The following is a 15,527-nucleotide window of genomic DNA, read 5'->3' on the forward strand; positions in this document are numbered from 1 at the left end:
GAACGCCAGTGAAGCAATCTCGCTTCGTTTTTAATCCAAAGCCGCCAACGCCAGCTTAGCCTGAATCATGATGGCGCATTCCAGACGTTTTTTCTGCAGTTCGCACCCCAGTTCATACGGCTGATTCAGGTTATGGTGGAACAGGTCGGCATTGGCGTGACAGCCGCCGCTGCAATAGAATCTGGCCCAGCATTCCCGGCAGGTTGGTTTGTTGAGCACATGAGCCTGACGGAATTTTGCCGGCAACTCAGTATTTTTAACGCCTTCTCTTACGTTGCCCAGCAGGTATTCATCCCGCCCGACAAACTGGTGGCAGGGGTATAAATCACCGTCAGGGGTTACCGCAAAATACTCATGTCCTGCGCCACAGCCGCTTAGCCGCTTGGCCACACACGGACCGTTGCTCAAATCCAGGTTAAAGTGAAAAAAGTCAAACCCGTTACCGGCAAGCTTACGTTCAAGATATTCCCGGGCCAAAATTTCATATTGCCGGAACAGTTCCGGCAGATGAGCCTCAGTCAAAGCATAATCGGTATCTTTGGCAACGACCGGCTCAACCGACAGTTGACTAAACCCCATATCGGCCATGGACAGCACATCAGCGGCAAAATCAAGGTTATACGCCGTAAATGTCCCGCGCAGATAATAGTTTTGTCCACCGCGTGAATCGGCGGCCTGCTTGGCCAACCTGGCCGCATCGCCGAAACTGCCGCTGCCGTCAACATACGGACGCATGCGGTCATGCGTCTCGGCCCGGCCGTCCAGACTGAGAACCAGGCTGATATTGTTGGCATTCAAGTACTCAATGATTGCGTCAGTTAACAGCACAGCATTGGTGGTCAGCGTCAGTTTGAACACCTTGCCGGTCTCGGCTTCGCGTTTTCGGACATAACTAACGACATGGCGGACGGTATCCATATTTAACAGCGGTTCCCCGCCGAAAAAGTCCAGTTCACAGTTGCGCCGCTGCCCGCTGTTGTTAATAATAAACTCAACGGCCAGCTCGCCGACTTCCTTGGGCATCAGCCCGCGGCTATGGCCGAAGTCGCCCGTCCCGGCAAAGCAATAGCCACAACGCAGGTTGCAGTCATGGGCAACATGCAGGCACAATGATTTAACCAGTGGCTTATCGCTAAAGGTCAAGGGCACCGTAAGTTCAGGCGCAAACAACTGTCCGGCCTTGATAAGCTCATGCAGTTCGGTCAGCGCCTCACTGACAGCTGCCTGGTCATATTGATCCTTAAGCCGGGCAATAACATCAGCATCGTTCGCACCGTTAAAAATATCCATTATATCATATACCAATTTGTCAACAATATGCACGGCGCCGCTATTAATATCCAAAATAATGTATAAACCGTTCAAATAAAACTTATGAACCTGCATGAAGATTTATTTTCCTTTCTGCTTGAGGCGGCTTAAAAATGCTCATATACCTCTCTAAAAAGATTTAAGCCCCTTGGCCTCGGGGCAAGGGGCTGACTACGCGGCCTACTTCTGGCAGACCTGGTTGCCAACAGTGCAAGAAGTCTTGCAGGCTGACTGGCAGGAGGCCTGGCATTCCCCACAGCCACCGGTATGTACAGTCTGAGCCAGTGATGCTTTATTAATAGTAACAACATGCTTTTTCATATTCGTTTCCCTCCTTGCCTACGCAAATATATAACCCCTTATTCATTTTAGCTGGTTTAGGGGCAGGAATCAATAGGAAGATTGCCACGCTGCGTCCGCTACTCTGAAAAGTACAGAAATGAGATTGCCACGCTACGCTCGCAATGACGGTAAAATTGCATCATTCTCTGTTGTCATTGCGAACGAGCGTGAAAACAATCTCCATGTTCCATGCTATTAGGGTTTACCTGCCGGCGACAAAACAATTTTTACCGGCAGATTAGAAGCGCCGGGTGGCGAAAACGTCAGCCACAATGACTGACCGCCGTCATAATCCCCGATATGGGCAAAATCCTTAATCGTCTTGCTGCCGAAAAACAGCTTGTCTGCCGGAGTAGCTATTGTGGTTTCCTCCTCGTGCCGGTATTTTACTTTTAAGCCGCCGGCATATTCACCGCCGCGGGGATTTAAATAAACAGCGTATTTTTGCTCAAAGGCGGTGGGAAGGAACAGCCGGTACATCACGCCATAATTGCCGTAATTGAGCGTTGTCGAGCCGTCGGTGGCGTCAATGCCGGAAACATAAGGGTCAAGCTTATGGTCGGCAAGGGTAATGGCTACAACGCCGTCTTTAGCCGAATTATACACCTGGCTGGGAACAATCAGCCGGTCGCGTCCGGGGAAAGTTCCCCTGAGCCGCTGACTGTCGGCAGGCAATACCTGGGCATGGGTAACAAACTCAGCCGGGTCAGCGTCAACCGGCAGCATCATGACGACCACTTTAAGCGGAATTTTGGTCTGCAAATCATAAATACCGTTAACCAGCGCATCAGGCGCAACCACCGTTTCGTTAAGCACCGGCTCAAGCAGCGCCGTGCCGTTGGCCGGCACTTCAATAAGCTCGACTTCGTTTTGATTCAAATAGTTCATTTGAGCCATTTTGCCCACTGCCAGATAATCAAGTCCCGGGCCGCCCAATCCATACCGGTTAACCACAACATCAGCCGCCTGAGTTGAGTTGTTAACCAGCAGTACCACAATCTTTTTAAGTTCTTTAGTAGCGTTGACATGATGGAAAAACAGCCTGATATCCCCGCTTACCGTGTCCTGGTACATAATACCGTCAGCCGGCACCATCTCCGGACTGTCGGAGAGCAGCAGCGCGCCGCCCTGCTCAGTCATGGTAACAGGCAGTTCGGTAATATTACGAACATCGACATTTGCCGGAAAACCAGACTTAGCCCATGCCGGCAACGGGTCTGAAACAATGTTAATGGCAACCGTGACAGCTACTGCCACACTTGCCTGACGCAGCCAGTTTATCAAAGCAATACCTCCTAACAAGGTTGACCACCTACCAGGCAATTATAACAAACTATGGCCTGTCGTTCAACCGCTGGCCAAGCTTTACCAGAGGAGATTGCCGTGCTACGCCACCCTGAAATGCAGCGGGGCAGGAGATTGCCGCGCTACGATGCCGTAATGCCTAACTAAGCACGATTCAATGACTTACTGCTTCGAATATGATCTCATAGGCAACGGTGCTCGCAATAACCGGAAAGAATACCCTTTCTCTACCGTCATTGCGAACGCAGTGAAGCAATCTCCCCTTTTCACCTGTTTCGCTCATTCAAAATGCATTGCCGCCGGGCCTTCCCAGGGCCGGGCCCCGGTCAAAATGTTATCAACAAGGCGCTTGGCTCCTTGCCTAACCACATTATATACCGGCGCCTGAATATTTTTTTGCACCTGCAGTTGCAACCGCATAAAATCAACAAACGCCGGTTGATACGTCTTGGAGTCAAAGCGGTAGTCGGGATAAAACGGGTTTATCGTTACCGCCAGAAGCGGTACACGTTTGAGTACTCCCACATAACCGCCCGCTTCGAGGATTTTGTCCAAAAAAGTATAATACACTACCGGATTGCCTGATACCAAGAGCTTAATAGGATCGGCGAAAGTTAAGAAGATTGGCCATTTATATTGCTGAAAGGCCGAGCTAAGAATAAGCAAGGCCTGTTCACTCACGATGCCGGGAATGTATAAATAGCTGTCGGCAAGCACGTAGCCGGCAGCCAAACCGGCCACTACTTCCCGGGCGTCATTCTCACCAATCAGCGAGGCCACCGGCCAGCTTTTGATCACTGTCAGATCTTTGCTGATCAGACTGACAACGGCCGGCGGCTGTTCAGCCAGCCGCAGCGCTTTGGGCACAGCCGGCAGACCGGTGATACGCCAGATGAGCCCGGTTTCCTGAGCCAGACGGGGAATGTCGGGCGTACGGGCAGCGCCGGTAGCCAGAATAAAACCATCTGTTTCGACCATGGGAGCAATGCGGTTTAACGCGCCGTCAAAAATCATTACCCCCGGCCCTGTCTCCCGGAATAATTGAGCTAATGCCCGTACCTCGGCACTCTTGTTAGGCCCGGCGGTCACTGCCAGCCCCGGTTTGGTCACCTGCACCAGCGAAATCTTGCCTAACGGGGTGCGGATATTGGTCGGAGTCAGCACTTTGTAGCTTGCCGTGCTGACCTGAAGGCATTTTTCAGCAGTTGCCACCAGATCCCCCGGTTCAACCCTGAGCTTAGGTTTAGGCAGGCCGGTGATATTGTCGATATTTTCGCCGTCATAGCCAATACTTGTCAGAAAAAAAGGGATGCCCCGTTCCCTGAGTTCGTCGATTATTGCTGCCGTTGTCGTTGTTTTGCCGGTATTTTTGGCCGTACCGGCGATGCCAAGCCGGATTTCCAGGGAAATAGCCATCACCTGCCGCTCTCTAACGCCTTGGGGTTATCAAGCCTTGTCCTAGTTTACCTCAACAGCATAAATAGTATTAACATGAACCGGCTCCCAGTTCCTGGGCCAGCTCGCCCAGTTTACGCAAACGGTGGTTAATACCGGATTTGCCTACCCGGCCTTCTAAAGCCTCAACCAGTTCCGATAAGGTCGCTTCCGGATAAGCCAGCCGCGCCTCGGCTACTTCCCTGAGCGGCGGCGGCAGTTTGTCAAGCCCTATTGTCCGTTCGATCAGCCTGATACTTTCGACTTGGCGCACGGCTGCGTTAACCGTCTTTTGCAAGTTGGCAGTTTCGCAGTTAACCAGGCGGTTGACCTGATTGCGCATATCTTTGACCACCCGCACGTTTTCAAAAGTCAAGAGAGCATTGTGGGCGCCGATGATTTGCAAAAAAGCGGTAATGGCGTTGCCGTCTTTTAAATATACAATATAATCATCTTTACGCTCAGTCTGCCGGCCCGGCAGACTGAGCGACCTCATAATCTTCACCAGTGACTTAGCTAATTCTGCATTGCCTGTCACCAATTCCAAATGATAGGAACCTTCGGGACGGTTGACCGAGCCGCCGCCCAAGAAGGCGCCGCGTAAATAAGCCCGGCGGCAGCAGGCTTTACGGAGAATACCACTGTCTGACTGGACATTGAGGCTATCGCCACGCATGATTCCCAGGCTTGCCAAAAGTTGATTTACACCCGGCGACGGAATTACCCTCACATGGTAGGTATTATTTTTTTTAAGCCGCCGGCCCCGGGTTACTACCACTTCGGTTTTAATATCAGAATGACGTTTTATCAGACTAAGCACTTTGCGGGCGACAGCGGCGTTTTCGCTGCTAAAATTAATGCCTAAATTGGAATTGCCGCCTATTGACATGGCTCCGCCCATCCGGATGAGCGCCGCCAGCTCGGCGGCATAGCAGCAGTCATGCTCACCGGTTACGCGAGCCAGTTCATTTTTAACTTCGGTTGAAAATGACAAGAGCGTCAGTCCTTTGGTTAATCTTTTAATTTTTTAATGCTTTCAGCCATTATATAATAATCAAGCAGCCGCATCCGGTCAGAGTTAATTTTAAGATCATACACCATCGACATGATGGTGCGCGACAGTCGCACCGGATCATGCCGCACCAAGTTGGTTTCGCTGATGAGGTTGGCTTTTACTACTTTAATCCCGAGCGCCTCAATGGCATCAATGTCCGGCACTACCGGGTAAGCGCCCTGCTGCGCATACACTTCGCGCAGCTCAGGCGCTACCTCCTGCACATTAACAACAGCAATATCAATGCAACCCGGACCAATGTGATCAATAATGGCCTTAATATGGTCAGATGCACTGTAGTTATCGGTTTCACCCGGCTGGGTCATAACGTTGCATATATAAATTTTAACAGCGTCACTCTCCCGCAGTGCCGCGGCAATGTCCTTAACCAGCAAATTGGGCAGCACACTGGTATACAAGCTACCCGGCCCCAGGATGCAGACATCGGCCTCGTTGACGGCTTCCACTGCGCCTTTGACCGGCCTGACATTTTCCGGTCTGATATATACCTGTTTTATCTGTTTGCCTGCCAGCGGAATTTGCGACTCGCCCTGCACCACTGAGCCGTCAGTCATTTCGGCCACCAGCCGGATACGTTCGGTTGAGGACGGCAGCACCTGCCCCCGTACGGCCAGAACTTTACAGGATTCTTTGAGTGCCAACTCGACATCGCCGACAATCTCAGCCATGGCAGCAATAAACAGATTGCCGAAACTGTGCCCGGCCAATTCGCCATGGCCTCCGAACCGGTGTTGAAACAATTTTTCCATCAACGGCTCGGTATCAGCCAGCGCCACCAGGCAGTTACGCAAATCTCCCGGGGGAATAATGCCCAGGTCTTCCCGCAGGCGGCCGGACGACCCGCCATCATCAGCTACCGTAACAATGGCAGTAATATTACTGGTAATACTCTTAATCCCTCTTAACAGCACCGACAACCCGGTACCGCCGCCAATAACGGTTACCGCCGGGCCGCGGTTGAGCTTACGTTTTTCAAAAATGATCTCCACAAGTTTATCTGACCCTTCCGGCACCAGCACGCTGATTACCGACCTGATGATCTGTCGCGTGGCAACCAGCATGATACCGATGCCCAGCACGACGATACCTGAACCGGCAATGGCAGTCACAGCGTAATAATAGCTGCCTGTCGTCAAATAAAACAGCCGGAAAATAGCCTCTTCAACCAGCCCGATATATTTATAGTTAAAAATAATAGCCAAACCGATACTGGCTAAAATAACACCTGCCGAAAACAGCAACATCCAGCGCTTGAATTTCATACCCGGATACAGCCACTTCAAAAAATGCATATCATCACCTCACGAGAATGTTAAAACGCTTATATAGACATTTCCAACATCCTCCGGACTTGTACTCTACCGCTTCTATTCAATGATGTTATGTTTTATATCTCTGTGTTCAACATTTACCTTGAACCCTTTGCCTTTAAGATATTCAAACATTTTCTCGGCGACAAACACCGAACGGTGCAAACCGCCGGTACAGCCGATGGCAATAATCAGCTGACTCTTGCCTTCTTTAACATAGTGGGGAACAAGAAAATCAATAAGACCTGACAGTTTCTCCATAAACTGCTGAGTAACCGGCCATTTCCAAATATACTCGCCCACCAACGGTTCCTGGCCGCTTTTACGGCGTAGCGACTCTACATAAAACGGGTTCGGAAGAAAGCGGACATCAAGCACCATATCGGCATCCAGCGGAATGCCGTATTTAAAACCAAACGACACTACGGTAACTGTCATGCGCTCATGTTCGCGTTCTTCAGCAAACAAGGCCGTTATCTTTCCTCTAAGCTCTGCTGTTGCCAAGCCTGAAGTATCAATTATGTGGGTTGCCCGCCCCCGGATTTGTTCCAACCGGTCGCGTTCGCGGTTAATTCCCTCGCTGATTCTGCCGTGCGGCGCCATGGGGTGACGGCGCCTGGTTTCCTTGTACCGGCGGATAATAGTGGCGTCAGACGCCTCCAAAAACAATATTTCATAGATATACCCCTGTTTTTCCATACCTTCGAGCACCTGGACAAGTGTGTCAAAAAACTCGCCGCCGCGAATATCGACAACCAGCGCAATCTTAGAAACTTTCCCCCCGGACTGAGCGCACAGCTCAGCAAATTTGGGTATTAACATGGGGGGCAGATTATCAACACAAAAATAGCCCAAATCCTCCATCGCCCGTACCACCTGCGACTTGCCTGCGCCTGACATTCCGGTAATTATTACCAGACGAAAGTTATCTATCGCCATCGTTTACACCTCGACTTTTCATAACCTAGTATCCACGTCAGCCGCTATAAAAACTATTCACCAAGGCTGGACCGACTGTTAGAGCTTACACATATAATTTAATTATAGGTTAGTATGGGGAAAAAAGCAAAAAGCAGTTCCCGTCATTTTATTAACGGGAACTGCAAAATGGAACCGGCCGCAGGCGGGTGACAGGCACCTCCATGCCGGTCACCCTTCCGATGCTAATACATATTTTTCAATAGCTTCAGCCACCCCGTCGGCATCATTACCCAGCGTTTCAAGCCGGGCAACCGCTTTAACCGCCGCGCTGGCATTGCCCATAGCTACCCCCCAGCCGGCATATTTGAGCATTTCGATATCATTGCCGCTATCGCCAAGGGCCATGACTTCCTCTTGCTTAACCTGCAGTTTATCGGCCAAAAATGCCAACGCGCGCCCCTTATTGGCCGCCGGATCGGTTATTTCTATAAAAGTCGGCTTGGAAGTAACAATACTAAGCCGCGGGCCAAACACGGCTTTAAAAGTGTCGTATATTTTACCAATATCCTCTTTACCCGCCATTACCAGCATTTTGGTAGGACTCTGCCGCCCGTCATACAGCCTGTCACCCACAGCAATCGCCGGCACACCGGACATGCGGGAATAATAGTTGGCATATTCGTCAAGTTCCCTGACATACAATTCATCATTAACATAGTTCTGGACATACCAGCCCCGCTCCCGGCACAGGCTTAGCACCTGATCGGCCAGCTCTGTCTTGATCGGCTGGTGAAACAGCGTCTCCTCCGACAGACTTGACTTAATAAGCGCACCGTTATAAGTGATCAGCGGCACATCAAGGCCCAGTTGCCTGGCATACGGCAGTGCCGACCGGTACATGCGCCCGGTTGCTATCGTTACAGTGACCCCGCGCGCCACCGCTTGACGGATGGCGTCGTGCGCCCGGGGAGAAACAGCAAGTTTGCTGTCTAACAACGTATCGTCCAAGTCCAAAGCAATAAGTTTTATCGGCATATAGCTCTCCTTTCCATTGGGAAGCCTGGTAAAAAAACAGGAATTTCGCTCTGCGCAAAATTCCTGTAACCTTACCGGTCATGTATTACTTTAGTCAGAGTAAAACTGCATAAAGTCATCAGCAAAATCCCTGCCGCAGACATCACTGCACTCGAGATTTGAATCCCCGGCAGCGCCTTAACGACCATTAAGGGCGTAAAAATGTTAGTCATGAAAGTAATACCGCCTAACGTCAGCGCATTAAACGGCAATGCGGCAATGGCCAATACCGGCCTGATGGCAGCGTTAGCCAAGCCGACAATAACGGCTCCCAGCAATGTTCCACCCAACGTATCGACAAAAATACCTGGCAGCTCAGCTACCACCACAATTAAAATTACCGCATTAACTATAATCCGCAGCAAAAAACCAGTCACCGCGTTCTCCACCCTCCTGGTGCGCAAAACAGTTTTCCAGTTTGCCACCAATAATAATTATTATATCCCAAAGGACAAAATTTTTAAAGGGGGTCAGGCCTTGCGTTATTGCATTATTATTCTTTTTGACTTTCCAGCAACAGCAGTGCTTTTTTCATGTCCAGGCCGCCGCCGAAGCCGGTGAGGCTGCCGTTTGAGCCCACCACCCGGTGGCAAGGCACAACCAGTGGCGTACGGTTGCTGTGCATGGCGCCCCCGACCGCCCTGGCGGCCTTGGGACTACCGACAGCCTGTGCAACCGTCTGGTAGCTAACAGTTGTTCCGTACGGAATAGCGGCCGTATACTTGAGAGCTGCTGTCTGAAACGGGCTGTAACACCGCCAATCAATCGGCACGGTGAAAGTTACCGGAAAACCGCGAAAATAAGTCCCTAACTCTTGCGCCAGTTGCTCAGACCACAGCCAAGCGTCATTTCCTTTATCCAACTTGACAATATTTTGGGCACGAATGTCGGCCAGTGCAGTTTTTCCATCAGGACGGGGGAACCCAAGCTCCCACAAGCCACCATCAGACCACACCGCGGCAACCTGCCCCCATCCGGTAGTGATAAGCTTATAATAAAGCGCTTTTGGTTTTACCATAAAATTTCCACCGGCACATCACTGACCTGCGCTGTTCCCGTCAGCAGCATCGCAGCGTTAAGTTCAGTCTTTATTTTGTTTAAAACCAAGGCTACGCCGTCTGCACCGCCGCCCACGGCGCCAATGGCAAGCGGCCGCCCCAGCAGTACGGCATCTGCGCCTAAAGCCAGCATTTTCAGTACATCGGCGCCGCTTCTGATGCCACCGTCCACCAGCACTGTCATTTTACCTTTAACAGCTTCAGTAATATACGGCAAAACTTCAGCTGTGCCCGGTGTATGATCAAGCGCCCGTCCACCGTGATTGGACACGACAATAGCGTCCACGCCGGCCTGCCAGCAGGATTCTGCATCATCAGGCGTCATAATTCCTTTAACAATGAAGGGAATGCTAGTATGGTTTTTGATGTATTCTAGTTCTTGAATGGTTTTTGGGCCTACCGGCTGTCCGGCATTAGTCATATTAACAAGAGCGGCCGCGTCAATGTCCATGCCAAAAGCCGGAGCGCCTGCATCGGCGGCCCGCTTGGCCAATTCAACAACCTTGTCGGTTTCGCGCGGTTTGATAATAGGTATTCCCCATCCTTGTTCTTTACTAATAGCGGCCAAGCCGGTGTCAAATACTACAGGGTTGGGTCCGTCCCCCGTCATGCCAATGCCGCCAGCCTTACGACAGCCGGTAACAATGGCGTCGGCGTATTCTTCTTCGGTAACAGCGCCGTTCATATTCAAAGCAATTCCCCCGATCGCTGCGCCAATTACCGGCATTGCAAGATCAATACCAAAAATGCGGCAGGATAAATCGGGATTTTTCACACTATGTACAGTTCGTAAATTAAGGCGACATTCGGCCAAAGCTTGTATATTGTGGCAAAAACCTGAACCTGTGCCCAGCCCCCCCATTCCCGGAACTTCACCGGCGCAGGCCACCCCGTTACATATCGGGCAAACCCGGCACGCCCCGCGAAACTTCTCTCTAGCAGCAGTTCTCAAGCTATTTATATTCATCATTAGACCTCCTGAATGATAACGCATATACCTTGTTCAAATTCTTTTTTATCGGACAAAATCCTGCCAGCGACGTAATCAAGGTATAAATTTTATCAGCTTGTCTATATTACAATTAGGTAAAAAAACTCAATGCAGGAGGTATACTATGACTGTAATGGACAAAGTCAGTTCACAAACCCGCAATATCATGAACTTGGTGTTTGACAAAGAGCCACTTAACTATATTGAAGCCGCCGGACTGTACGGTATAATCGCTCAAGGCCGTTTTAACGCTGCCGTACTGCAGGTCTTATACAATCATGCCAACGACTCTGAGCTTAAAGCGCTCATTAAAGAAGCAATTGATAAGCATACCGAAATGACTGTCGCTGAAGCCGAAGACAAACTCACCGGCAGCGACGGCCATACTCCGGCATTAAAATTTGTTAGGCGCAATCTACATAGTTCACCACTCAATATACCTGATGACGCCCGCCTGACCGATCAGGAAATTGCGATTGCCGTCGGCACTCTGGCTAAAGGCGCTCAAATGGCCCTGCTCAGTGCCTTGCACCAGTCTTACCAGCTTGACGTCGCCCTCATGTTCCGAAAAGCGTTAGACGACGGCCTGGATTGGGATTACCGCCTGCTGCAGTTAATGCTTAACCGGGACTGGTTACCTCATTTGAGTAAGATTACCCACTAAAAATAAAGAAAGTCGCGCCTCAAGTGCGCGGCTTCTTTATTTTGGCTATATAGTATCCAATAAAGATTTGCAGGCGTGTTATTAGTATAAGCGTAAGTCAAGCGCCAGCGGTGGAGCGTTACTAACAACACGCCTAGAAAAAAATCTTTATTGGATTTCATATAGTATTAAATTTTTTCTAGTATTAAATTTTTTCGAACTGATCCTTGCCTACTCCACAGACCGGACATTGCCAGTCATCGGACACGTCCGCAAACGCGGTTCCTGGTTTAACGCCATGGTCCATATCGCCCTGAGCCGGATCATAAATATAGCCGCACACCATACACTTGTATTGTTCCACCGAAACCCACTCCTTTTTAATCATCAAACTGCTTGCTATATTATACTATTTATACTAATATAATGCAAATTCGATAAAAACAAAATGAAAGGAACCATTGCCTTTGTCACCAGAACCCGTCCCCGTGACCGCGGTCTGCCGCCTCCGGAATTGCCATGTCACTGTTGGTCTCCGCAATAAATTATGGTATTTTTCGTCATGCGGGCCAAATACAGTGAGCACGGCTTACTAAAGCGTTTGGGTGCGGAAAAATGTATACACGGCTTCAGCGGCCGGTGTGGTCATGCCTGGAACGGCAGCAAGTTCTTCCACTTCGGCGGCTTTAATTTTGGCCAGGCTGCCAAAGTGGTCCCACAGCGCTTTGCGGCGTTTGCTGCCAATGCCGGGGATGTGGTCAAGCACCGATACCATATTGCGCTTGGAGCGCAGTTTGCGGTGATAAGTGATGGCGAAACGGTGAGCTTCGTCGCGAATACGCTGCACCAGATAGAGCGCTTGGGAATGACGCGGCAATATGAGCGGTTCACTGATACCTTCACGGAAAATATGCTCAAATTCTTTGGCCAAGCCAACAACCGGCACTTCAATAAGGCCGGCAGCGCGGATGACGGGCAGCGCCGCGTTCAATTGGCCTTTGCCCCCGTCGATAATAATCAGGTCTGGAACAGGCCCTTTTCCCAAGGCGTCACGGTAACGCCGCCCTACCACTTCCTGCATGGATTTAAAGTCGTCAGGCTTACCTTCGACTGTTTTAAGCTTATAGCGGCGATATTCGTTCTTATTGGGTTGGCCCCCTTCGAACACGACCATCGAAGCCACAGTCTCCGAGCCTTGAATATGTGAAATATCAAAGCATTCAATCCGTTCCGGCGCTGCCGGCAATCCCAGGTGCCGTCCCAGTTCGGCCGCCGCCCCGGCGGTCTTGTCCGTATCGGCTTCAAGCCGGGCGGCTTGTTCTTCCAGCACAGTCGCGGCATTACCGGCGGCCATGTTGACTAAGTCTTTTTTTGTGCCGCGCTTGGGTGTTTCAACTTGCACCCGGCCGCCTTTGACACTGCTTAGCCATTCGGCCAGCAGGTGCTGCTCAGCAAGCTCAAACGGCAGCAGGATTTCCCGGGGAATAAAGGCGGCTTGGCTGTAATACTGTTTGACAAACGCCGCCAAAATATCTTCGTCGGTTTCATGCTCGCCACCGGCCAGCATAAAGTGATCCCGCCCCACCATTTTACCGCTGCGAATGAAAAATACCTGAGCACATGTCCCGGCTGCCGACCGGGCCAAGCCAATAGCGTCCTGGTCGCCGCTGCCGGTCACAATATTCTGCTTTTCAATGACCTTTTCAACGGCAGCCAGTTGGTCACGCAATCTGGCCGCTTGCTCAAACTCCAGTTTTTCAGCCGCTTCCGCCATGCGCCGCTTCAAGTTTTTTACAACGGCATCACTGCGTCCTTCAAGCAGCAGGCTTACGGCTTTTATCATTTCGCCGTAGGCGGCTTTATCAACATTACCGGTACACGGTGCCAGACACCGTTTGATGTGGTGTTCAAGACAGGGGCGCTTGGCGTCAAGATTCCGGCAGGAGCGCAGGGGAAACAGCGATTTTAACAGCCGCAGTGTTTCATGCACCGCCCCGGCACTGGTGTAAGGGCCAAAATAGCGCGCGCCGTCTTTTTGCACTTTGCGGGTAGCATACACCCGGGGATAGTCTTCGTTGGTGATTTTAATATACGGATAGGTTTTGTCGTCCCGCAGGCTGATATTGTATTTGGGACGGTGCTTTTTTATCAGGTTGCATTCCAGGATGAGCGCTTCAATTTCCGAGGCCGTAATAATATATTCCAAGTCGGCGATGCGCGCCACCAACGCCAGCACTTTGGGCGAATGATTGCGGCTTGACTGAAAATAAGAGCGTACCCGGTTCTTCAGGTTGACGGCTTTGCCGACATAGATAATCCGGCCTTTATCGTCTTTCATCAGGTACACGCCCGGCTTATCAGGCAACAAGGCAAGTTTTTCCTCTACTTCCGGACTTATGACAGAAATGACCGGTCACCTCGCATATTTTATCTACTATATGAAATCCGATAAAGATTTTTTTCTAGGCGTGTTGTTAGTAACGCTCCACCGCTGGCGCTTGACTTACGCTTATACTAACAACACGCCTGTAAATCTTTATTGGATACTATATATTATAATAATATCATGTATACATGCACAAAATCTATTGCCGAAATTTATATCTGGTAGTATAATCTGGTCATTAGACCCAAGTCGCAACCCGCCTTGGGCAACTATAATTGCAAATGGAGGTCTAAACGATGTTCAAACGACTACTAATCGCCAATCGCGGTGAAATAGCAGTCCGAATCATCCGGGCCTGCCAGGAGCTGGGCATTGAAACGGTGGCAGTTTATTCTGACGCCGATGTTGACGCTTTGCATGTTAAGTTGGCTGATTATGCCGTCCGTATTGGTCCGGCTGAAGCTCAACACAGCTACTTAAACAGCGCAGCAATAGTTGAAGCCGCCAAAACGGCTGGTGCTGATGCTATCCACCCTGGTTATGGCTTTTTATCGGAAAATGCTGATTTTGCCCAAATGGTAACCGACGCCGGCCTGGTCTTTGTTGGACCTGCGGCGGCAACTATCCGCCAGGTAGGCAATAAAGACGCCGCCCGCGAAGCGATGCGGACAGCCGGACTGCCGATGACTGCCGGCAGCGCTCCAATGAACAGTATTGAGGAAGCAGTGCAGGCAGCCCGACAGATTGGTTACCCGGTTATTGTAAAGCCTGTTTCCGGCGGCGGCGGACACGGCATGTCTGTCGCCGGCAACGAGACAGAATTAATCAGCGCGATCACGAAATTTGCCAATTTCACTATGTCCGGTACAGCGTTTTATCTGGAAAAATATATTAGTTGCGCCCGGCATATTGAAGTGCAAATTGTCGCAGATAATTATGGTCACGTTATCCATCTTGGCGAACGCGAATGCTCACTGCAGCGCCGCAACCAGAAAATCCTGGAGGAATCCCCCTCTTGCGCTCTGGTCCCGGCCATGCGGCAAAAAGTCGGCGAATTAGCAGTTCAAGCCGCCAAGAGTGTTCACTATACCAATATCGGCACTGTCGAATTTCTTATGGATAACGCCGGCAATTTCTACTTCATGGAAATAAATCCGCGTATTCAGGTTGAGCATGCGATAACCGAAATGGTTACCGGTATTGACCTGGCAAAAACACAAATCCTGCTTGCCGCCGGCCAGCCGCTCAATATGCAACAGGAAGACATAACCGTCAATTCTCATGCCATTGAATGCCGGATTAATGCTGAGGACCCTGAATTGAATTTCCTGCCCTCCCCTGGCCAAATCGGCTTTTACCACCAGCCGGGCGGCCCCAACGTGCGTGTTGACAGCGGCGTATGCGCCGGCTCGGTCGTTCAGCCGTACTATGATTCTCTTATCGCGAAAGTCATCGCCCATGGCAAAACCCGTGGCGAAGCCATCCGGATTATGCAGCGGGCGCTTGCTGAGTTCCGCATTGACGGTATCAAAACTACCATTGACTTCCACAGGCGGCTGTTAGATAATCCCTATTTCCGTAGGGGAAATATCGATATTCAGTTTATCAGCAATCAGATGCTGGTACCCTCAGCAATCAGATAAATTTTAAGGCGGGCAAATGCCCGCCTTATTTTAT

15 protein-coding genes are annotated in these 15,527 nt (G+C 50.5%); 2 read left to right on the top strand and 13 right to left on the bottom strand.

The annotated features are described in order from the left end of the window. Positions 1–30: 30 nt before the first annotated feature. The 11 genes from scfB to SCACP_RS15795 all read right to left on the bottom strand — a co-directional run bounded on the left by scfB (position 31) and on the right by SCACP_RS15795 (position 10,800). Complete coding sequence (gene scfB, locus SCACP_RS15745; protein ID WP_425058438.1) at positions 31–1,386, bottom strand: thioether cross-link-forming SCIFF peptide maturase; 1,356 nt, start codon at positions 1,384–1,386, stop codon at positions 31–33. 105 nt (positions 1,387–1,491) lie between these two features. Continuing rightward, a complete protein-coding gene (scfA, locus tag SCACP_RS15750) occupies positions 1,492–1,632 on the bottom strand; it encodes a six-cysteine ranthipeptide SCIFF (protein WP_075757400.1) in 141 nt (46 codons plus the stop codon). Between the two features lie 216 nt (positions 1,633–1,848). Further along, entirely contained in the window at positions 1,849–2,937 is a 1,089-nt protein-coding gene (locus SCACP_RS15755; RefSeq protein WP_425058439.1) for a copper amine oxidase, read from the bottom strand. Positions 2,938–3,237: 300 nt separating this feature from the next. Continuing rightward, a complete protein-coding gene (locus SCACP_RS15760) occupies positions 3,238–4,374 on the bottom strand; it encodes a hypothetical protein (RefSeq protein WP_425058440.1) in 1,137 nt (378 codons plus the stop codon). A gap of 70 nt (positions 4,375–4,444) precedes the next feature. Continuing rightward, positions 4,445–5,386 (bottom strand): DNA-binding protein WhiA, encoded by a 942-nt coding sequence (whiA, locus tag SCACP_RS15765; RefSeq protein ID WP_425058441.1) that lies wholly within the window; start codon positions 5,384–5,386, stop codon positions 4,445–4,447. Positions 5,387–5,403: 17 nt separating this feature from the next. Beyond that, a complete protein-coding gene (locus SCACP_RS15770) occupies positions 5,404–6,759 on the bottom strand; it encodes a gluconeogenesis factor YvcK family protein (RefSeq protein ID WP_425058442.1) in 1,356 nt (451 codons plus the stop codon). A 75-nt stretch (positions 6,760–6,834) separates the two neighbouring features. Then, positions 6,835–7,710 carry an RNase adapter RapZ gene (gene rapZ / locus SCACP_RS15775; RefSeq protein WP_425061423.1) on the bottom strand — a complete coding sequence of 292 codons (876 nt, stop codon included), beginning with the start codon at positions 7,708–7,710 and terminating at the stop codon, positions 6,835–6,837. A gap of 216 nt (positions 7,711–7,926) precedes the next feature. Next, entirely contained in the window at positions 7,927–8,733 is an 807-nt protein-coding gene (locus SCACP_RS15780; RefSeq protein WP_425058443.1) for a Cof-type HAD-IIB family hydrolase, read from the bottom strand. A gap of 71 nt (positions 8,734–8,804) precedes the next feature. Continuing rightward, positions 8,805–9,149: a phage holin family protein gene (locus SCACP_RS15785; protein ID WP_425058444.1), complete on the bottom strand. Its 345-nt coding sequence runs from the start codon at positions 9,147–9,149 to the stop codon at positions 8,805–8,807. A 116-nt stretch (positions 9,150–9,265) separates the two neighbouring features. Continuing rightward, complete coding sequence (locus tag SCACP_RS15790; RefSeq protein ID WP_425058445.1) at positions 9,266–9,790, bottom strand: methylated-DNA--[protein]-cysteine S-methyltransferase; 525 nt, start codon at positions 9,788–9,790, stop codon at positions 9,266–9,268. Beyond that, complete coding sequence (locus tag SCACP_RS15795; protein WP_425058446.1) at positions 9,784–10,800, bottom strand: alpha-hydroxy-acid oxidizing protein; 1,017 nt, start codon at positions 10,798–10,800, stop codon at positions 9,784–9,786. Before SCACP_RS15795 ends, SCACP_RS15790 begins: the two co-directional genes overlap by 7 nt. Positions 10,801–10,945: 145 nt before the next feature. Between SCACP_RS15795 and SCACP_RS15800 the strand changes: the two genes are divergently transcribed. Beyond that, positions 10,946–11,485 carry a DUF3231 family protein gene (locus SCACP_RS15800; RefSeq protein WP_425058447.1) on the top strand — a complete coding sequence of 180 codons (540 nt, stop codon included), beginning with the start codon at positions 10,946–10,948 and terminating at the stop codon, positions 11,483–11,485. A 184-nt stretch (positions 11,486–11,669) separates the two neighbouring features. Here the strand turns inward: SCACP_RS15800 and rd are convergent, their stop codons facing one another. Both rd and uvrC read right to left on the bottom strand, forming a co-directional pair. Beyond that, a complete protein-coding gene (gene rd, locus SCACP_RS15805) occupies positions 11,670–11,828 on the bottom strand; it encodes a rubredoxin (protein WP_425058448.1) in 159 nt (52 codons plus the stop codon). Positions 11,829–12,056: 228 nt separating this feature from the next. Next, positions 12,057–13,862: an excinuclease ABC subunit UvrC gene (uvrC, locus tag SCACP_RS15810; protein ID WP_425061424.1), complete on the bottom strand. Its 1,806-nt coding sequence runs from the start codon at positions 13,860–13,862 to the stop codon at positions 12,057–12,059. Positions 13,863–14,146: 284 nt separating this feature from the next. Between uvrC and accC the strand changes: the two genes are divergently transcribed. Continuing rightward, positions 14,147–15,493: an acetyl-CoA carboxylase biotin carboxylase subunit gene (gene accC, locus SCACP_RS15815; protein WP_425058449.1), complete on the top strand. Its 1,347-nt coding sequence runs from the start codon at positions 14,147–14,149 to the stop codon at positions 15,491–15,493. The last annotated feature ends 34 nt before the right edge of the window (positions 15,494–15,527 follow it).

It is taken from the genome of Sporomusaceae bacterium ACPt, from assembly GCA_041428575.1.
GTDB lineage: Bacteria > Bacillota > Negativicutes > Sporomusales > Sporomusaceae > Sporomusa_D > Sporomusa_D carbonis.